Raw genomic sequence first — 21,748 nt, 5'->3', positions numbered from 1 at the left:
TATGACTAGTATTCCGAAAGAAATGCATGGGCAGCGCATTGACGTTGTCCTTGCCCAATTATACCCTGATTACTCACGCTCACAATTGAGCCAGTGGTTAAAAGAAGGTAAAATTAAAGTAAATCACCATCAACTAAAGCCCAAAGATAAAATTCTTGGTGGTGAATTTATCGATTTTGATGTTAATCTCGATTTCCTTGACACGAAACTAGAACATATTCAACCTGAAGCCATTCCCTTAACTATTATCTTTGAGGATGAAGACCTTATTGTCATTAATAAGCCTGCAGGTTTTGTCGTTCATCCAGGCGCAGGTAATCCGACGCATACTTTAGTTAACGCCCTCTTGCATTATCATCCTCCCTTAGAATGCTTACCACGTGCAGGTATTGTCCATCGACTAGATAAAGATACAACAGGCTTACTCCTTATTGCTAAAACGCTTACAGCTCACACTTATTTAGTAAGACAAATGCAAGCACGGCAAATTAAACGTCGTTATTTAGCCTTAGTTCAAGGCCATGTTATTGCGGGTGAAGAGATAGATACTTTATACGGCCGCCATCCCCGTAATCGCTTAAAAATGGCAGTATGCGAGCAAGGTAAACAAGCAGTTACCCGTTTTACTGTGGCAAAACAGTATCAGGTTTACACGTTATTGGATGTAGAGCTTCTTACCGGCAGAACACACCAAATTAGAGTTCATATGGCCTATATCAATCACCCTATTGTTGGTGATCCGCTTTATGGCGGTCGCATGCGTATGCCAAAGGAAGCAAGTGCTGAGCTGCTTTTAACGCTGCAGCAATTTAAACGCCAAGCGCTACATGCACACACTCTAACATTAACCCATCCAACTAATCAGCAACCCTTGACTTTAAAAGCACCTTTGCCTGATGATTTTCAACAACTTTTAATTTTATTGGATAATTATGCTCACTAATACTTATCCCAATTGGGCGGCGCCTTCAAACATATCTGCCTTCACCACCCAACGTCATGGCGGTTTTAGTGAAGGTCTGTATGCTAGTAACAATTTAGGGCTGCATGTAGGTGATGATCCTAATCATGTTAAAGCCAATCGTAGCGCTTTAAGTGCTACCTTGCCTAACGAGCCTGAATGGCTAGAACAAACTCATAGCACAACTTGTGTCACTATAGAAAATACAACCTTACGCCAAGCCGATGCATCCATCACTAGAACTGCTAATCGTGTTTTAGCTATTATGACTGCTGATTGTTTGCCTATTTTGCTTTGTAATAAACAAGGAACAGAGATTGCTGCTATTCATGCTGGTTGGCGTGGACTAGTGAATGGTATTATAGAAAACACGCTAACCCAAATGACAAGCTTGCCAAGTGATTTATGTGCTTGGATTGGCCCATCTATTTGCTCTAAATGCTATGAAGTAGGTGATGAGGTTTACGAAACTTATAAAGCAACTTATCCATTTTCTACGCCATTTTTTAAGCGTTATGGTCAAAAATGGCTTAGCGATATCCCAGGTATTGCTGAGGAAGTTCTTAAAAAATTAGCCGTTTCTAGGGTTTATCAGTCACATTTATGCACTTTTGAACAGAAAAATGACTTCTATTCCTATCGTCGAGAAGCACAAACAGGTAGAATAGTTACACTAATTTGGTTAACAAATAACTAGGATTAAATCTATGCAACGTTATCTCCCACTTTTAATAAGTTCTATTGCATTGAACTTACTTCCTTTATCGCTCTTTGCTGAAGCACCTTTAGTTGAAGTTCCTGCTTCGCAATCAATCCCTTCTTTAGCACCAGTGCTTAAAAATGCTATGCCTGCTATTGTGAATATCGCGGTACAAGGAATTATTCAAACGCCTGCTGCTAATACTGAAGAAGAAGATAATGAGGGCGGTAATAATAATAGCCCACCAGAAAACCAGCAGCTCATGCCCGAAAAACCTAGAAAATTTCAAAGTATAGGTTCAGGTGTAATTATTGATCCTAATAATGGCGTTATTATTACCAATGATCACGTAATCCGCAATGCTAATTTAATTACTGTAACCTTAAATGATGGCCGCCGCTTAAAAGCTAAATTAATTGGTAGCGATAGTGAAACCGATTTAGCTGTTTTAAAGGTAGATGCAAAAAATCTTAAAAGCCTACCCATAGGTGACTCTGATAAAGCCGAGGTTGGTGATTTTGTCGTTGCTATCGGCAATCCTTTTGGCTTAAATAGCTTTGGTAATAGCCAATCAGCTACGTTTGGTATTATTAGCGCTATGAAACGCAGTGATTTAAATATTGAAGGCGTTGAAAACTTTATCCAAACTGATGCCGCTATCAATCCTGGTAATTCAGGTGGTGCCTTAGTGAATGCCAAAGGTGAATTAATAGGTATTAATACCGCAATCATTTCTCCTTATGGTGGTAATGTTGGTATTGGCTTTGCTATACCCATTAATATGGCTAAAGACGTTGTTATGCAACTTCTTAAGTTTGGTTCTATTCATCGTGGATTAATGGGCATTTTTGTGCAACATTTAACGCCAGAATTAGCTCAAGCGATGGGTTACAATGAAGATTTTCAAGGTGCTTTGGTCTCTCAAGTTAATGAAGGCTCTCCTGCTGAAAAAGCCGGTTTAAAACCAGGTGATATTATTACACAAATTAATAACACTAAAATTACGCAAGCAACCCAAGTAAAAACAACCATTAGCCTCTTACGCGTTGGTAGTGATGCTAAAATCAATGTTTTGCGAGATGGCAAAGAAATGACATTAAATGCAGTAGTCACTGATATCAAAAAACATGAACAAAGACTGCAAGCAAGTAATCCTTTTCTATATGGGCTCGCATTAAGAAACTTTGAACAAGATTCCCCTACCCATGGTAATATTATTGGCGTTCAAGTAGTCGGTGCTTCAGAAAATAGTGCAGGTTGGCGCGCTGGCTTAAGGCCAGGCGATGTAATTGTTTCAGCCAATAAACTAACCACACCAAATGTGAAAACACTACAAACTGTTGCCCAACAACAAAAGCAACGCCTATTAGTACAAGTATTGCGTGGACCTGGTGCCCTCTTCTTATTAATTATTTAATTAATATAAAAAAACATGTGCCTTGCTTTAAATAAACCTCCATTATGGAGGTTTATTTTTTTCATTACTGTATCTTTTTAAAAATTTGCTTACACACTATTGACATAACGCCTATAAAAAGCCAAAATCACGCCTCTTGTGGCTATGTAGCTCAGCCGGTTAGAGCGCGGCACTCATAATGCTGAGGTCGGTAGTTCGAGTCTACCCATAGCCACCATTCAAACACTTATCATTTCTCCCTTACTCCCTCATCCTCTCTTATAGGCCGCACGGCGCTGCAAGCTGAATGCTTAACTTTTTAAGATCTTCTCACCCTAAGATATATAGGTTTTTATTCTTAAGTTTATAAAAGATCAACAAGTTAATATTTATTATGATCCAATTATATAATTGAAGACCAAAATAATTACATTTTTTTTTACTACTTGATATAGTAGGCGAAATTAAAAAAACAATTTGTAATTTATAATGCCTAAACCTACATCCCTACCGTCCCGAGCAGAAATTGAAGAATTATTTCCTGAGCTTAGTACTCATTTAGAGCAAACCGATACAGGGCTTGAGCAATTATTTAAAAATAAAGAGTTGTGGACTAAAAAAATAAGGCAATATTTTCCTAACATTTTACACAATCCTAAATACACTGCTGTTGAACAATTTTGGCAACTTTATCAAACACAATTTGGTCAGCTTGCAAAAGAAGAGCAAAAATTATTTTGCAAAGCATTAGAGGGAAAAATTATAGATGAAGAAGATTTAGCTTTAAGGAGTTTAAAATTAAAAACGAAAAATGGCTTTTCTCTTCTTTATGCTATACACCAAGGAAATAATCAATCTACTTTAAATAAGTTGTATATTAATGAAGAAATTAAAAACAGTCTGGGCTTATCGATTATAGAATGGGCAATCATCTGCCGCCAACCACAAAATGAAATGATTGAGTTACCGACTGATGCGAGTGATTCTGACATTGCTCTAAACACGGCTATAAAGCTAAATAATAAGAAGCTTGTACAAAACATATTAACTGCGGAATTTAGCCCAAGCCCTTCACAGCAGGGAGTAGAAAGTGCATTAAGAGTAGCAGTAGATAACGAACAATACACTATAGTTAATATAATATTAGCCGCTTCTCCCCATTTCAAATTCTCACAGGAGTGCCTAGATGAAACAGTATTATTAGGCTCACGTCGAGGATATCAAAAAATAGTTAATTTAATATTTACCCATTTGTCAGATCCTAAACCATCGCAAGGTGTAATAAGGGAAGTACTGTTTTCAGCTGCGAGAAAAAACCATAAGGATATCGCTAAATTATTACTTACCTCACCGGAAATAATTTTTTCACAAGAAAGTATAGATATAGCGTTATCTGAGGCTGCTTGGAGAGGTCATCAGGCCATAATTAAGCTATTACTTACACTTTCTAAAAACAAGCCTTCCCCGAAAGGGATAAATAATGCGTTAGCGATGGCTGCGGAAGCTAACCATCGAAGAGCGGTTAACTTACTTCTTAAGCGTTTATCTGCATCTAACCTACCAGAGCAGCCAGGAGTAGATGAGGCACTTGTGCGCGCTGCAAATCATGGCCATCTAAATATGGTTAAGCTATTATTAAAACACTCATCAGCGCCTAAAGTATCGTCTCTAGCAAAAAACAAAGCCTTTGTTTTAGCTTCCGAAAATGGCCATCAGCCCATCGTTGAATTTTTTCTTGCAGATTTATCCATTTTCAATCCATCTCAGCAAGATATAGATAATGGTTTTACAGCTGCTGCACAAAGAGGTCACAAAGGAATTGTTCAGTTATTTCTTATCCAGCCCTCTGAGCCTAAATTATCACAACAGATTATTGACAATACACTAAAATTATTAGGAGAAAATTTCAATTATTCTAATTGTCCAATTATTTCTCTTTTACTAACACCAATTTCCGAGTTACGACCTTCGCAACAGGCTATCGATAATCTACTAGAGCAAGGCGCGTTAACCGATAATCAGACTATTTTTAATATTTTGTTGGCAAAATCATCTAAGCTTAAACCCTCACAACAAATGATAGGCAAAGTTCTAGAATTAGAAGCTATTCAAGAGCATTGCAATCGTGTTACACAATTGCTTGCTCAAGATACAGAGCTTCATGTTCTACAAATCCGATTGAATAGATTACTAAGGATAGCTGCTATAAATGGCTCACAAGCTTTGTTTGAGCTTTGCTTTGCACAAAGTGAAATTAAGCCCTCGCAGCAGGGAATAGATGAAGCTCTAGCCTCAGCTGCCTTTTATGGCCAGCAAATTTTAATTGAATGGATTCTTACCCAATCCTTGCCGATGCAACCTTCTCAACACGGATTCGATGAAGCATTATCATCAGCAATATTAAATGATCAAGCTGCAACTGTTAACCTTTTACTGACACTATTGCCTGCGAACAAGCTCTCACAGAAAGGAATCGATAAAGCATTAAATACAGCAGCATCGCAGGATAAACAGACAATCTTAGCAATTTTGCTGGCCTCCACTAAATATAAGCCTTCACAGCAAGGAATTGATGACGCGCTGTCTACAGCTGGGTTTCACAATTGCCAGGCTATAATCAAAAAATTGCTTACTCACTCCCCCTCACAGAAAGGAATCGATAAAGCATTGTATTCAGCCGTAATAAGTAAGCATAAAGATTTAATTGAATTCTTATGTGACCAACCCTATCAACTTATGCCGTCTCAAGAAGGAATAGATAAAGCCTTAGCAAGGGCTGCGTTTGATAATGATGAAAATGTGGTGCAATGGTTATTGAATTTAAATTCAATAACCCAACCCTCTTTACCTTGTATAAATAAAATAATTTCAGATTGCTTATCTGATTCTACAAAACTTAATATCAAAAATATTTTAATTAACCATCTTAAAATACCTAGCTCTTATGAAATAAAAATACATGCGTGCTCAAGCCAAAATCCATTGGATCAATTAAAAGCACTATTGATTGATTATACAAAAGATGATTCCTGGATTAAGCGGTTTTTTTCTGGCCACTTAAATCGACATCACTGTAAAGAAGTTACCAAATTAGTTAATAAAATTGATAGTGGACAGCTTAATACTCTACAAGAAGCAGTTAATGAACTCCATGATATTACCTTGATAAACCCTACGGGATCCTTAGCTCGTCGAATACAATTTATAAAAGAAACTTTTAAGTTAAACCAACATGAGATAGTAGATCAAACTACAGATAAAAACCCAACATTTAACTGTTAAAAGTAAGTTGGGCTAAACGAAGTGCAGCCCAACATCTTCTCTCTGATTCTAACTTGCAGCCTTCATAATTAATAATAACGTATCTTTAAGCTTAGGCTTTTTCTTTAAGTTTAATAAAGAGTCGGTAAAAGTGGAATTAAATGTAGGGAGATTATCGGTGGCATTAGAATTAACAACTAAATGACTAATCAATAAGGTTCCTAATCTTTGTAATTCTTTATCCTCAGTATTAGCCACTAACTTATTCGCCTGCTCGATATACTCTTTATAAGATAATATTTTAATAAATTTTGATTTAGGTAATTGATTAATCAACTCTTTACTACTTAACGCCTCCCCTGAGGTGAGATGATAAATATTACTTTGAAAAGGATGATTAGCTACGAGTTTAGTGATAGCTTCGGCTACATAATCTACAGGCACTACATCAATGATAGTATTTAAATCGGCAAAGGCACCCATTTTCATCGATAATTTCATGAGTTGATACGTTAGATCCTCTGAGCCTAGAGCTTTCGTTTTAGAGTTAATGGTAATACCACTTGGTCTATAAATTGCTATCGGTAATCCCTTTTCTTTGGCAATCTCACTTATCTTTTCAATTACCCATTTTGACTGAAAATAACCATTAAGATGCGCTGATTCTAATAAGGGTGTATTTTCATTAATTTTATTTAAAGAATTAAACTGATTATTAAATACGCCAATGGTTGATATTAAATGAATGGATTTTAATTTATAGGTTGCGGCGATTTTAATTAACTCAATAAGGCTTAACACATTCGTTTCACGCAAGCGCTCATAAGGATAAACAAAGTTCACAGCGGCTGCAGAATGAATAATTAAATCGCAACATTCGGTTACATATGTCAGATCAGGTTCCGATAACCCTAAATTTTTTTGAGCTATGTCGCCGCATAAACACTGAATTCTACATTGCTCAGCCGTAGTCAAAGTAATTTTATTAGCTTTAGCAATTTTTAATAATCGAGCTAAGCCCTCCTCTTTCGATGTTGCACGCATAATACAAAAAATAACTGCGTCTGTGTTGGTTAGCAATTCTTTAAGCAAATGAATACCTAAAAACCCAGAAGCACCAGTTAGCAAAATATTATCTAATTTATTCGAAACAGGTTTAATGTCACTGCTCAAATTAATTTGCTTTATTAAATTAATATCTGCTTGGTAATCAAAGGACTTACCCTCTTCTTTATGATTATCTAAAGTATCCTTAATTAACTTAGCTTGCGCTGCAATTGTTGTGGCTTTAAACATGTCAATTAAGTCAAATTCAATATTATATTTGCTCTTAATTTTTGATAAGAACATGACCGCTTGCAATGACGTCCCGCCAAGAGAAAAAAAATCAGTGTGTGTATCAAAATGACTGTCTGGAAAATAGGATTGCCATAAATCAATTAAAAATTGTTCGAATTCATTGTCAGTGACTAACTCATTCACTTTATTCGTTTTACGCTTTTGAATCTCTTGGAGTAACTCCGCGGGAGACATTTTTTGTAAATCCGAAAAATTTTTTTCCATCATCCTGATCCTCAACTTAAAATAACTAAATAATTATCCAAATTTAGTTTAGTATAGATAGAATCTAAAAATTGCTGCGCCGGATCGTTTCTTTTAGTTTTTATAAATTTATATTCAATCGTTTTGACTTGATTTTGCTGACACAAATCAATTAGTTTTTGCTGCATTTGTTGCTCAACGCCACGACCTAAAGCGCGGCAACTTAATAGCATGCTGTCTACCACTAGACGGTCTTTAAGCCAATAAATCATGAGAACACCGACTAACCCATAATCTCCAAACTTATCTGCAACACTCACAGTATATATATTTGAATTTTCTTGTTTTACAAAATCAATAATTTGACTTTCATCACGCCGGATAGTCGTTGTATTGAATTGATTTGTTCTCATAGATAACTGAGAAACTCGAGAAATATCTTCTTGTTTTAAAGGAGCAATATTAATTTGTAAATTAAGCTGCTTAATAAACTCATTAAGATTAAGTGCAGATTTTTTAATACTCTCTCGGTATTTCTCTTGGTTATAAAATTCAGTTCTTAATGAATCTTCTTTGGTTTTTTTAGGTAAATCAAAGCTCCAAATATTCGCTAAAAACTGTTTAATATCAGCTTGTTCTTTAGGAAATTGGATAACCTCAACGTCCGGAAGAGCAGTTTTTACGGCATGGCACTCCAAGGGATTATCATCAATAAAAATAAATGAATTTAAGCTTAGATTAAGCGCCTCGGCTATAGCTAGAATGTTAGTTGCTTTATTATTCCAATCAACCTTAGCAAGTACAATATCGCTCCATTTAAGAACCATTTCCTTGCGCTTTTCAAACGCTAACTGCACATCCTCTAAGGTATTTTTACTGCTTAATGCCAATAAAAATCCATTTGATCTTAACTCTTTTAGCTTAGCTTGTAATTGCAAATGATTAGGATTAATTTTTATTCCTTTAAAACTTACTTCGCCAATTTCTCCTTCCCATAAAGTATTATCACAATCAATCACAATCACTTTTTTAGGGGCTCGTTGTAGGCAGTGTAATTGCCTTACCGAATAGGTAGCTAAAGCCAGATATAGTTCTTGGGTATAGGGTATGCTGCCCTGCTGGTAAGTTAACTGGTCAAAATAATTAGCGACTGCAGAAACACTTAAGAAATCAGCATGGGTTTTAACATAAACAGTTCCAACTTGTTTAAAATGATTTTGCACCGTTAATTCCATGTCATTAAAATTTATCTCTGCTGTTAAATCTGGCGGCGGTGGGGTAAACATTAAGAAAATGGGATAGGTAGTATTGTGTGCATAAAACTCAAGCGCATTGATTAAATCAGTGATTATGCTTTCATCTAATTTATCCTTAAACCAATCATAAAGAGAAATAAAAAGAAAGTTAACTTTGTGTTTATAAAGTAGGCTATTTACATTAATTAAATTCTGAATCACTTGATTAAAATCACCAATTTCTAAATCATAGTGCTGGTCAATTTGGTCAAACCAATATTCTATAAATGGCTTAATTGGTTCAATGGTAAATGTTGATAATAAGCCAATCGATTTTTTTGGCGATGTTAAATGGTCAAATTTCTCTACGGGGAAAGAATTTTGGTGCACTAAGGTATTGTTGACAATAGCTAGGCATACGTTTTTCATTTCTTTAATAAAGCTTTCAATGTCCTTAGCAGAAAATAAGGTTTGGTTATATTTAACAAGTAGCTCTATTGTGCCATCATTGCGCACCTCTAAAACAAACGGATCTAGGCCTAGGCCATTGTTTTTATAAACAATGTCAATGCCTTGATTTGCTTGACTTGTCACTTGATAAACAAAAACAAATTCAAAAAGCTTTTTATTTTTACTGTTTAATAAACGATTTGGCTGGGTATAATCAGCATATTCGCCAGAATGAATAATTTGCTTTTGTAAATTCTTAATACCTTGTAAAACATCTGGGTAGGATGTGTAATTAAATACCACTGGTAATAGATTTACAAAGACCCCCAAAGTATTTTGCCAACGCTCAGAGATTCGTCCAGAAAATAAAGTTCCTATCGTTAATTGGGTCGTTGCAAGTTTCCTGCTTAGCACTAAATAATAACTATACATTAATAAATTTTGCACACTAATATGATGTGCTCGACAAAATTGCTTAATTTGCTCGCTTTGCTCATAATTAATTTCATCTTGATTTAAGGCAATATCCCATCCCTTTGGCTGATTTAAATAACTCTTAGAAGACGCATGCTCAATTAAATTATTCCAATAGACTTGAGCCTGATTATATTGCGGCAATGATTTATATTGTTTAAGCCAAGAAGCAAATTCTGCATATTGGTGCGCTCTGCTAAGTTTATTTTGATGATAAAGCCGTAAAAATTGCTCTACAAATAGCTTTAATGATATCCCATCAGCAATTAAGTGGTGCGCTACTAATTGTAAATAATAATTCCCTTGGCATTCAATCAATATAATTCTAAATAAAAGCCCCTGCTCAGTTTCGAAGGGCTCAATGGTGTATTGATTAAATAAGGAGTTAAGTTCTTTGTCCTCGCATTTTATATTTATAAAAAATTGCGCAAGAGAAAGCGCTTTACCTTCTTCATTAACATATAATTTATCATTTTGCAGCTTAACTTTAGATTTAAATACTGAATGGGCTGTAATGAGTTTTAATAGCGTACTTTTAAGTTTAGAAAGGTCAATTTTAAAATTTAATTTTACGGCAACTGCAATATTATAAGCACCTTTACTAGGTGCTAACTTATCGCTTAAATAGAAATTGAGTTGTCTATCCGTCATAGGGTAAAAAGTTGAGTACTCAAATTGGCTAGCTAGTGAATGCTTAGATAATATTTGCTCAATTTCATTATAGTCTAGTTTTTTAACAGCTTTTTCAATAACATCGGCTAAATGTAGAATGGTTGGGTTATCAAGAATTAACGCTGCATTTAAATTACAAAGGCTGTGAAGCTTAGCATTGAGTTTAGTTAATAGCTCACCGAGCTGCAGCGAATCAATCCCTAACTCAAAAAGATTCATTTTAGGATCAATGTTGTGTGCGTTCGGTAGATTAAGCACTTGGGCTAGCAACTGTTGTAGCTCAGCGATAAGTTTGTCTTGTCGCAGCACTTCAGGGGTACTTAAGAGTGCTTGCAGCCAAGTGGCATTGGCTTGTTGATCAGTGACGGGCTGGCTGTCCTCTGCAGCACAATAAGCAAAAAGTGCTTTTATTTTGTCATCGGCAATTAATTCCGCACACTTACGCCGCTGTAATTTGCCACTGGTGGTTTTAGGAATGCTGCGCTTAGGCATTAAATAAATAAATTGCGCAGTGAGGTGGAACGCCGCTGATAGCGCTTTTTGTATGTCGGTAATGATGGCTTGATACACCTCCTCATCGGCCGGTCCTTTTAATTCGGCCACAATCACTAAGCGCTCGGTGACTTGTCCAGGTTTCGCAAAAGCAATGACATTGCCTTTTTTAATGTGGGCATTAGCATGGGTGACCACTTTTTCTAGATCTTGAGGGTAATAATTTTGGCCGTTGATGATGATTAAATCTTTAACGCGTCCACAAACGAATAAATGGTTATCATGAAAAAAACCTAAATCGCCGGTCTTGAGGTACTCCTTCGGCTCATTGCTGTCTTTAATTTGATTTTTAAAAATCTTGTAGGTTTCTTTTTCATTTTGATAATACCCTTGAGCAATTGAATCACCATGCACCCAGATTTCGCCCACCTCATCGCTTTGGCAACGTGTTTGGGTGTTAGGATCCACAATTTGCACATCCACACAGGCCTTACCTGAGCTCACCAACTCCACACTGGTGGTTGATTTGTCTTCTAAGACGACCCGATGCGCGCTTAAGTCTTGTAAGGCCACCTGAATCACTTTCTTGGGCGAAAAATCCGCTTCCGCCGACACCATTAACGTAGCTTCTGCTAAGCCGTAGCAAGGAAATAACGCACTTTGCTTTAAGCCTGCCTGTTTAAACGTGTCATAAAATAGCGCCATAGTTTTTGCTGAAACTGGCTCAGCCCCATTGACAGCCACATCCAAACAGCTTAAATCCAAGGTGGCCAGCACTGCCTCTGAGACGCGTCGTGCGCAAAGTTCATAGGCAAAATTAGGGCCGCCAGTCATTGTACAACGGTACTTAGATATATGCTTAACCCACCTGACTGGATCCCTAATAAAATCCTGTGGCGACGTATAGGTAGTCATAATATTGGCGTATAGGGGCTCTAGGAGACCAGCTATTAACCCCATATCATGGTAAGGCGGCAACCAAGAATAAAGATGGCTTTGTGGAGTTTGGCGTGTCGCCTGCTTTATAATCGCCATATTGGCTAATAAATTTTTATGCGTTAACACCACCCCTTTGGGATTACCCGTGGACCCTGAAGTGTATTGCAAAAACGCGATGGTGTTTGCGTCGATGGTTACCGGTGGTAAGGTCGTGGTGTAGTGCTTGCGCTGGTTAGTCGCAATCACCGGCAACTGCTGCTGCTTAAAGACGTCAAATAAGCTTGCGAGTTCACCTGATAAACCCATCAGCTTACCTAGGCGATTGGGTAAAAAGCGAGTCGCCAACTGACCTTTTTTAAGTGAGCTTACAACAGGCTTATCGCCTAAAATCAAACTCGGTTTGGCATCGGCAATAATGTGTAGTAAGCGAGCGGTCATTTGCGGATTAGCGGGCGGAAAAACAGGCACCGCAATCATCCCAGCGCGCAAGCAGGCAAAAAAACCAATAATATACTCTAGCCCAGGTTGCGCTGCTAAAATAACCCGATTACCTGGTTTGGCATACTCTAAGAGCAAATTAGCAAGCTTCGCAACCTCAATAAACAATTCCCTAGAGGTTAATAATTCCTCATGCTCATCAGGCCCTAAAAATCGGTAGGCAAGACCTTCGGGGTTATTCGCGTTGCGGTAAGCGAGTATGTCACATAAATGTTGGTATGGATCATTAAAGCTATCTATGTGCATAAACTTCATTTCCTATGTTAGGATATTTTATTTACAATTTGAGGTGTTATTTTTTTTATTAGTTCAATTAAATTTAATTCATATTGGCTTGAGTCTAATGCTTGCAGGAAAATGCTATGTTTATTTTTAAAGGCATTTGTATCTAAAACTTGACTACCCATGATTCCAACAATAACTGGTGAAAACTGATTATCATCAACAAATAAATGATTTATCTGGTCTATAAGTTTTAATAAGCCTTCCTCATCAGATAGGTTTTCCGATTTCGCATAACTATTAGCATCTATAATGACTACTTGAACCAAGCGTTTATCTAGGCTACTCAATCTAAACAACGCGTCATTTTTAGACCCCTTATTAACAGTTAAATGAATGGATGGATAAGTTTCAAAAAATAAATGCAATGCATCACTTAGAATGTCGCCTTCCATGTTTGTCTTTACGGTAATTGCAGAAGAATGCAGTGACTCCGCATAGTCATGCAATGCTTTATTATTTGAAAATTTAGAATATAACTCATAGGTTAATAACTTTGGGGTATCAATGGCTTGAGTTAACATTTTCCTAAAACACATACCTATTTCGTTGATAAGTACGGATGAAAAATTTCCCTCTACGTAGTTAATATGCATCGTCCACTGATTATTATGATCAATGGCGTAATAAATCATTAATTCAAGGCCCATACTAGTAGCGCCAATATTTGCTAATTGTGAGAATGAGTCAGAAAAATCACCTAGATAACCTATTACAACCGGTAGATTGATATTAATTCCCTTAGTCATTACTAAGTCAGACAGCAGCTCTTCAAGTGGATAGTAGTTTTCTTGCATAGCAAGCATTTCATCTTGAGTAGCCGTACATAAGTGTTTAAAACCAATATTCCAGTCAATGGATGGACAAATTAGCAAATTAGTCGCAAACAAACCTTGGCTATCATTGTGAGATTTCCGTTTACTCAACGGAATTAATAATTGAATTTTTTCATTTAGAGACAGAGCATTTAGTAACAGGCTCATTAAAGCGACGCATACACTAAAACCGGTGGTGTGAAACTGATTCATGAGCGTATGCATGGTATTTGTAGGGCATAATTTAAATGTCTGCGTCTTAAACAATTCATTCTTTGTTTTAGACTGTGTATGTAGCTTTATAGGTTTCAGGCTAGCTAATCTGCGCAACCCATAGTCTTTTAACTGGTAAACATCACTATTATCCCGGCTATAAAGTGATCGCTCGGCGATATTAAATTCGGCCTGGGCTAACTGCTTTTTCATGCCGCCAGAATTGATTAATTCTTGCTGGGCTACTATTAAGGAATAGACGTCAGATATAATATGATTTACTACAAAAAGTATCTCATGCTCACCTGAATCATACTCAAAAATTACAAATCGAAATAATAAGCCACCTAGTAAATCAAATTGAGTCAGTACTTGTTCTTGAAAAGCCTTATCTCGGGCATCAAGATTATTAGCTAATTTAAACGAGTAAATGCAGGCGTCATCTAATTGCTTTGAGTAAAACAGTTGATAAGTATCATGGTCTTTAACAAATTTTATAGCCAGGGAGTCATGGCTAGTGATGAACGCTCTAATTTTTTCAATTATTGCATCATGACTGACCTGTTTATCTAATAGAACGGAGGTGTATAGATTATATTTTGCCACTTCTTTATTTATAGAATAATGTTTTAAAATCGATTCTTGTGTAAAAGAGCATGGGTATTTTTGGTTGCTATCAAGCGGTAAAATAGAAGCGTTCACCGCTGGTAATTTAACAGTTGCTGGTATCTTACTTAATAGATAATGACTTAAATTAACTAAGGTATGATTTTTAAATAGTTCGTTTAAACTTAAATTAATTAATAGTCTTTCTTTTAACCTTTCATTTAATGTTGCAGCAGTTAAGGAATCAATCCCTAATTCAAATAAACTCATTTTGGGATCAATATCTTGCGAGTTCGGTAAATTAAGCACTTGGGCAAGCAGCTGTTGTAGCTCAGCAATAAGCTTGTCTTGTCGCAGCGCTTCAGGGGTATTTAAAAGGGCTTGAAGCCACGTGGCACTGGCTTGTTGGTCAGAAGGTTGGCTTTCTTCTGTAGCACAATAAGTAAAAAGCGCTTTTATTTTATCATCGGCAATTAATTCAGCACACTTGCGCCGCTGTAATTTGCCACTGGTGGTTTTAGGGATGCTGCGCTTAGGCATTAAATAAATACATTGCGCGGTGAGGTAGAACGCCGCTGATAGCGCTTTTTGTATGTCAGTAATAATGGCTTGATACACCTCCTCATCGGCCGGTCCTTTTAACTCTGCCACAATCACTAAGCGCTCGGTGACCTGACCTGGTTTCGCAAAGGCAATGACATTGCCTTTTTTAATGTGGGCATTGGCATGGGCGACCACTTTTTCTAAATCTTGGGGGTAATAGTTTTGGCCATTGATGATGATTAAATCTTTAACGCGTCCGCAAACGAATAAATGATTATCATGAAAAAAGCCTAAATCACCGGTTTTTAGGTACTCCTTAGGGTCATTGCTGTCTTTAATTCGATTTTTAAAAATCTTGTGCGTTTCTTGTTCATTCCGATAATACCCTTGGGCAACCGAGTCCCCATGCACCCAAATTTCACCTACTTCATCACTTCGGCAGCGTGTTTGGGTGTTAGGGTCAACAATGGCTACATCCAAATGAGCTTTACCAGAGCTCACCAACTCCACACGGGTGGCTGATTTTTCTTCTAAGACAACCCGATGCGCACTTAAATCTTGCAAAGAAACCTGAATCACTTTTTTTGGGGAAAAGTCCGCTTCCGCAGTCACCATTAACGTGGCTTCTGCTAAGCCGTAGCAAGGAAATAACGCACTTTGCTTTAAACCTGCCTGTTTAAACGTGTCATAAAAGAGCGCCAATGTTTTAGCTGAGACCGGTTCTGCCCCATTAACAGCCACATCCAAGCAACTTAAATCCAAAGTAGCCAGCACTGCCTCTGAGACGCGCCTTGCACAAAGTTCATAGGCAAAGTTAGGGCCACTGGTAATTGTGCAGCGGTACTTAGATATATGCTTAACCCACCTGACTGGATCCTTAATAAAATCCTGCGGCGACATAAAAGTGGTCATGATGTTAGCGTAAAGCGGCTCTAAGATACTGCCAATGAGTCCCATGTCATGATAAGGCGGCAGCCAAGAATAAATATGGCTTTCTGGGGTTTGCCGTGTGGCCTGCTTCATGATCGCGAAGTTGGCTAATAAATTTTTATGCGTTAACACCACCCCTTTGGGATTATCCGTTGAGCCTGAAGTGTATTGCAAAAATGCAATGGTGCCTGCGCCAATGGTTACCGGCGGTAAGGTCGTGGTGTAGTGCTTGCGCTGGCTAGTCGCAATCACTGGCAACTGCTGTTGCTTAAAAACGTCAAATAAACTTGCGAGTTCACCTGATAAACCCATCAGCTTACCTAGGCGATTGGGTAAAAAGCGCGTTGCTAGCTGACCTTTTTTAAGTGAGCTTACAACGGGCTTATCGCCTAAAATCAAGCTCGGCTTGGCATCAGCAATGATATGTAACAAACGAGAGGCCATTTGTGGATTAGCTGGCGGAAAAACAGGTACCGCGATCATCCCAGCGCGTAAGCAGGCAAAAAAGCCAATAATGTACTCTAACCCAGGTTGTGCTGCTAAAATAACCCGGTCACCTGGTTTGGCATACTCTAAAAGCAAATTAGCAAGCTTCGCAACTTCAATAAATAATTCCCCTGAGGTTAATAATTCCTCTTGCTCATCAGGCCCTAAAAAACGATAGGCAATGCTTTCGGGGTTGTGCGTATTGCGGTAAGCGAGTATGTCACATAAATGTTGGTATTCAATCTTTGGATACTTATTAAACATCTAACCTCCACACTTATAAAACAGTGTAGTAGTTAAAATCAGTTTTGTGTAAAAATGAAAGATATTTATTTAAATAATAAATTTAATTTAAGATCAAAAAAACTCCCTATTTTAGTATTAAATCAAGGTTTTTTAAGCATTATCTGATACTTTGCGTTATTTTTTAACCAACAATTTACTACCTTAAGATCCTCAATAGATAAGGTCCCAGCTGCTTTTTTAAGACTTAACAACTCGATGATATAGTTATATTTATCGCGGTTATAATTTATTTGTGTACGAATTAATTGATTTTGTTGTTGAATGACATCCATTATATTTCCACTACCAAGTTCATATTGCTCTTGAGAGGCGCGCAGTAATTTTTTAGCACTTAAGATGGCTTGTTTGTCATTTTTTATTCGCTGTAGGTCAGCTAAAATCCTCATGTAGTTTTGCTTAACCATTAAAACAGTTTCACGTAGGGAAAAATCAAGCCTTAATCTATCCATTTTGGCCATATTATAAAATTTCTTCGTTGTTGCGGTAATTAAGCCGCCCGAATAAATAGGCACAGTTAGGTTTAAGTAAGCAGCCATATTCTTCTGACTACTTGAACCTTGAGCAACAATTAAACTTCCCTTTTTGGCATGAAAATTTTGACTATCATAATCTATGTAGGCATTAATGACTGGTAGATGGCCGGCAAACTGTTGTTTAACTCGTTCTTTCGCGACCCTCACAAGCAATTGATTGGTTTTAATCGTCCAGTTTTGCTTTAAAGCAATGGCAATCCACACCTTAAGATTTGAGGGTTGAGGAGAAAGCAAAGGAAAACTATCATTTAAAAAACTAAGATGGGTATAATCATGATTAGTGATTTGAGCTAATTCCTGCTGCCTATCCATTAATTGCATTTGCATATCAATGTAATCAGATTCAGCAACGCTCAATGCAGATTGAGCATTACTTACATCTCTGCCATTAGCTTTTCCTAATCGATGCCTTTCTTGTACTTGCCGCAGCTGTTTTGCCATGGTTCTTTTATGTAGATCATAATAGATTAAATTATTCTCATAAAACAAGGTGTTAAAATAAGCTTTGACAACCTTTAACATGAGATTTTGAAACTCGGCATTTAAATGCGCACACGCAGCTTGGTGAGATAATTTAGCAGCAGATAGACGTAAAAAATTTCTCATATTAAAAACGGGTTGAGCGACACTCAATCTCATGTCCATCACTCGATACACATTATTAGCAGGCTGCAGCCCATTAGCAGTAATAGCGCCCTCGCTAGTCTGATTATCAGTCAATGGTTGTGCTGTAAAACCGACATGAGGCAATAAGGTAGAGGCACTAATTCTTATATCATTGAGCGAGATTTGAGTTTTGATCATCTCTTCTTGGTATTGAGGATCATTTTCCAAAGCATCCTGAAATACTTCCAATAAGTTAACTGCCCAACTGGAACTGGTTAAGCAAAAATAAAGCACAAGTAAAGAAATCTTTTTCATTTATAACGTCCTTGATACAGCATTTTTATCGCAATGTCAGGCTTAATTTAGCCTTTAATAGGCCTATAAATCGTTTTAAGCATTAAAAAACACTTGGATAAAAAAATTGTGATTTTTATCGAATTTATTGCCTTTAACCTCTTAATTTTTAGCAATTAACTTATTAAATTATTTTATAAAACGCCAATTTATTTGATCATTTAGCTAATTAATTTTTCATATAACACTTAAAATGTACTAATGTTATACTTATTGTTATAAATATGTGAGTTGTAAAGAGATGCTGTCTTCTTCGTCTATTTTGCCCCAAAAAGATTCTGTCACTATCTTTCAAACTAAAACATATTATTGGACTTATGGTAACCCTCATGCCGACACAACCCTGGTGCTTATCCATGGGTTCCGCGGTGATCATCATGGCCTTGAATTAATTGCCGAAGCGCTTAATGAATACCGAGTTATAGTCCCTGACTTACCTGGCTTTGGCTTATCGGAACCCTTCGTTGAACATCATAACCATGCTTATACTCACTGGCTACAACAATTTATTCTGCACATCCATAATCAGGGTAAAGTAATTATTTTTGGCCATTCTTTTGGTACACTGATTGTCTCAGCTGCGCTGGCGTTAAGTTTACCTGTTGACCAAGTTATTTTAGTCAATCCACTTGCAGAAACTCTGCCTCGTTACAACCCTATAGCACAATTAACAGTATTTTATTACTGGCTTGCAGGCATTTTACCTGAGCGCTCAGGCTTGAATTTATTGCAAAGCAAATTCATCGTCAAAGCCATGAGTAAAGCCATGATTAAAACCAAAAACAAAAAAGTAAAAAAATGGATACATGGCCAGCATGATCAACACTTTACTAATATCGCCTCAAAAAAGACAATATTACATACCTTTCAAATGATTAAAAACCATTCAGTAAGTCAATACGCCAAAGATATTTCTACCCCGTGTCTAATTATTGCTGCTGAAAAAGATAACATTTCTTCTCCTTCTAAACAAAGAAAATTAGCTAATTTATCGCCTAATATTAAATTACATATTATTCCCAGCTATGGCCATCTTTTACACTATGAAGCACCTGAGGCTGTAGCAAAGAAAATAAAGGACTTTTTAGAGGAATCAACTCATTATGGCTAAGGAACCTATTAATATTAATAAGAAAAAAATCATTATTGCGGCCGATACTTATCTTCCTGATATTAATGGCTCTGCTCACTTTAGCTATCGTTTAGCTAAAGGATTGAGTGCAAGAAATTATGAAGTACACGTCCTAGCGCCATCCTATAAAAAAGGTAAAAGCTACACAATAAAATCAGAAAATATCACCGAGCATCGGTTACGCTCTCATGCCGTACCAACCCATAAAACATATCGGATTTGTTTCCCATGGGAAATAAAAAAAGACATCGCTGCTCTGTTTGATTCAATTAAGCCAGACGTTGTTCATGCACAATGTCATTACATCATTGGCCGAGTTACGATTAAAGAAGCTGTAAAACGAAATTTGCGTTTAATTGCGACTAATCACTTTGTTCCAGAATGCTTGTCTCCTTTTTTACCACTTCCTTCATGGCTTAGAAATAAAATTGCCAATTATTCTTGGCGTGACATCGGCAAAGTGTTTAGCCAGGCAAACGTAGTCACAACACCATCGCCCTTGGCAGCTGAATCGTTACAAACAAACACGTCCTTGAAAGAAGTGATTGCTATTTCAAATGGGATAGATCTAGCTCAGTACCAGGTATTACCCAATGAAGAGATACCTAGACCGCCATACCCCACTGTTCTTTTCGTAGGACGCCTTGATCCCGATAAATGCATTAGCGTCCTAATAAAAGCAATTGCCCAAACTCCAAGTCATTTAAATATCAATTTAGTCATTGTTGGCGACGGTTTAATACGTCATACGCTCGAACAAGAAGCGAAAATATTAAATATCGCCGATAGGGTCCATTTTTTAGGACATGTTAGTGAAAACACGCTTCGAGAAGCCTATTTATCTGCCACTTTATTTTGCATGCCAGGAACAGTAGAATTGCAATCAATTGCAACATTAGAAGCCATGGCTGCAGCGAAGCCTGTCATATTAGCAAATGCAATGGCCCTACCACATCTTATTAATGATAACAAAAATGGCTATTTATTTTCCCCTGATGACAGTACAGAGTTAGCTGATAAAATCAGTAAAATGGTACAGCTTTCAGAAGAAGAACGAATGGCAATGGGTAAAGCTAGCTTAGAAATAGCTAAAAAGCACAGTATGGGTGAAACACTCAATGCCTTTGAAAGGCTATATTTCTCTCCTACTAACTACAATACGACTAGTCTAACGTTTGCCGATACAAGCGATCACCAACAACAATAACAATGCAAGCAAACAGTAAAATAGGCCAAAAATCCGGCCAAATAGCTTTTAAATTAGCATCTTTTAACATGATGTTACTGGTAATTCGCAAAAAATAGGTAGGCGGTAGTAAATTACCTAACCACTGCGCCCAATAAGGCATGGCTGCAAAAGGAAACATAAACCCTGAAAATAAAATGGCCGGTAGCGCATAGGTACTGGCAATATTTGCTGCCTGAAATTGGGTTTTTGATATGGCTGACGTTATTATTCCTATACCTAAGTTCGCGATAAAAAAAGGAAAAACGACTATCGACAGGAGTAATAGGCTGCCATGAAATGGCACATGGAATAACCATCGGGTAATAATTAAAATTAAATAAAATAAGATATAGCCTAATATAAGATTAGGGAAAATTTTACCAAAAATGACTTCCAAAGGGTGAATAGGCGAGATTAACAACATTTCCATATTACCTGCCTCATACTCGCTAATAATGGAGATTGCCGTTAACATGGTTAATGAGATGGTAGTGATAGAAGCCAGTAAACCCGGCAGCGTATGGAATTGTGCTTTGGCAGCAGGATTATATTTAGCATGCCTGTCAATAATAAAACTTGGCTCTTTACTAGCAAGATAACTTAAATGCCCTACAGCATCTCTGTTAAGCGCCTCGCTTGCAATAATATTAGCAGCAGCAAAAGCATTACCTACGACCATAGGATCACTGGCATCACCTTCTAATAACAAATGGGGTTGCTTATTATTGACTAAATCTCGCGAAAAATGCTCAGGAATATAAATAATAAATTTTACCTTTCCTGCCGCCATCAAATTTTCTGCTTCTTTGGCATTACCACTAAAAGGTAATATTTTAAAATAGCCTGAATTAATAAACGAATGAACAATGCTATTAACAAAGGGGGATGTATCTTGAGTTACTACGACCGTAGGGAGGTTTTTCGCGTCACTATTAATGATAAATCCAAATAAAACGACTTGAATTAAAGGAATTAAAACGAGGAAAAAATAAGTTCTTTTTTCGCGCATCATGACAATGAATTCTTTTTTCTGAATTGCGAAAAAGCGTAACGCCATATTATTAATTTTAGACATTTAGACTCTTACGGTTAAT

11 protein-coding genes and 1 tRNA gene are annotated in these 21,748 nt (G+C 37.0%); 7 read left to right on the top strand and 5 right to left on the bottom strand.

Annotated elements, in window-relative coordinates:
- Window position 1 precedes the first annotated feature (1 nt).
- The 5 genes from rluD to DYE47_RS06395 all read left to right on the top strand — a co-directional run bounded on the left by rluD (window position 2) and on the right by DYE47_RS06395 (window position 6,339).
- Window positions 2-943: a 23S rRNA pseudouridine(1911/1915/1917) synthase RluD gene (rluD, locus tag DYE47_RS06415; RefSeq protein WP_115302477.1), complete on the top strand. Its 942-nt coding sequence runs from the start codon at window positions 2-4 to the stop codon at window positions 941-943.
- A complete protein-coding gene (gene pgeF / locus DYE47_RS06410; protein WP_115302476.1) occupies window positions 933-1,658 on the top strand; it encodes a peptidoglycan editing factor PgeF in 726 nt (241 codons plus the stop codon). The genes rluD and pgeF overlap by 11 nt, the downstream gene beginning before the upstream one ends.
- 148 nt (window positions 1,659-1,806) lie before the next feature.
- The gene (locus tag DYE47_RS06405) at window positions 1,807-3,078 is read left to right on the top strand and encodes a Do family serine endopeptidase (protein WP_242604187.1); all 1,272 of its coding nucleotides are present in this window, start codon (window positions 1,807-1,809) and stop codon (window positions 3,076-3,078) included.
- 140 nt (window positions 3,079-3,218) lie between these two features.
- Window positions 3,219-3,295, top strand: a tRNA-Met gene (locus DYE47_RS06400).
- A 251-nt stretch (window positions 3,296-3,546) separates the two neighbouring features.
- Window positions 3,547-6,339 carry an ankyrin repeat domain-containing protein gene (locus tag DYE47_RS06395; protein ID WP_115302474.1) on the top strand — a complete coding sequence of 931 codons (2,793 nt, stop codon included), beginning with the start codon at window positions 3,547-3,549 and terminating at the stop codon, window positions 6,337-6,339.
- Between the two features lie 48 nt (window positions 6,340-6,387).
- On the opposite strand, the gene DYE47_RS06390 is transcribed toward DYE47_RS06395, so the two are convergent.
- The 4 genes from DYE47_RS06390 to DYE47_RS06375 all read right to left on the bottom strand — a co-directional run bounded on the left by DYE47_RS06390 (window position 6,388) and on the right by DYE47_RS06375 (window position 18,255).
- Window positions 6,388-7,884: a thioester reductase domain-containing protein gene (locus tag DYE47_RS06390; RefSeq protein WP_115302473.1), complete on the bottom strand. Its 1,497-nt coding sequence runs from the start codon at window positions 7,882-7,884 to the stop codon at window positions 6,388-6,390.
- A gap of 8 nt (window positions 7,885-7,892) precedes the next feature.
- A complete protein-coding gene (locus tag DYE47_RS06385) occupies window positions 7,893-12,866 on the bottom strand; it encodes an HAD-IIIC family phosphatase (protein WP_160149861.1) in 4,974 nt (1,657 codons plus the stop codon).
- Window positions 12,867-12,883: 17 nt separating this feature from the next.
- The gene (locus DYE47_RS06380; protein WP_115302471.1) at window positions 12,884-16,759 is read right to left on the bottom strand and encodes an AMP-binding protein; all 3,876 of its coding nucleotides are present in this window, start codon (window positions 16,757-16,759) and stop codon (window positions 12,884-12,886) included.
- Between the two features lie 122 nt (window positions 16,760-16,881).
- Window positions 16,882-18,255: a TolC family protein gene (locus DYE47_RS06375; protein WP_115302470.1), complete on the bottom strand. Its 1,374-nt coding sequence runs from the start codon at window positions 18,253-18,255 to the stop codon at window positions 16,882-16,884.
- A gap of 280 nt (window positions 18,256-18,535) precedes the next feature.
- On the opposite strand from DYE47_RS06375, the gene DYE47_RS06370 reads away from it, so the two are divergent.
- Together DYE47_RS06370 and DYE47_RS06365 are read left to right on the top strand one after the other, a co-directional pair.
- Complete coding sequence (locus tag DYE47_RS06370; RefSeq protein WP_115302469.1) at window positions 18,536-19,405, top strand: alpha/beta fold hydrolase; 870 nt, start codon at window positions 18,536-18,538, stop codon at window positions 19,403-19,405.
- The gene (locus DYE47_RS06365; protein WP_115302468.1) at window positions 19,398-20,633 is read left to right on the top strand and encodes a glycosyltransferase; all 1,236 of its coding nucleotides are present in this window, start codon (window positions 19,398-19,400) and stop codon (window positions 20,631-20,633) included. Before DYE47_RS06370 ends, DYE47_RS06365 begins: the two co-directional genes overlap by 8 nt.
- Here DYE47_RS06365 and DYE47_RS06360 read toward each other — a convergent pair.
- Window positions 20,590-21,729 carry an ABC transporter permease gene (locus DYE47_RS06360; RefSeq protein WP_115302467.1) on the bottom strand — a complete coding sequence of 380 codons (1,140 nt, stop codon included), beginning with the start codon at window positions 21,727-21,729 and terminating at the stop codon, window positions 20,590-20,592. The genes DYE47_RS06365 and DYE47_RS06360 overlap by 44 nt on opposite strands.
- Window positions 21,730-21,748 lie beyond the last annotated feature (19 nt).

Origin of the sequence: Legionella beliardensis (assembly GCF_900452395.1) — a bacterium.
Taxonomy (GTDB): Bacteria; Pseudomonadota; Gammaproteobacteria; order Legionellales; family Legionellaceae; genus Legionella_C; species Legionella_C beliardensis.
This window is presented reverse-complemented; position numbering and strand designations above follow the sequence as displayed.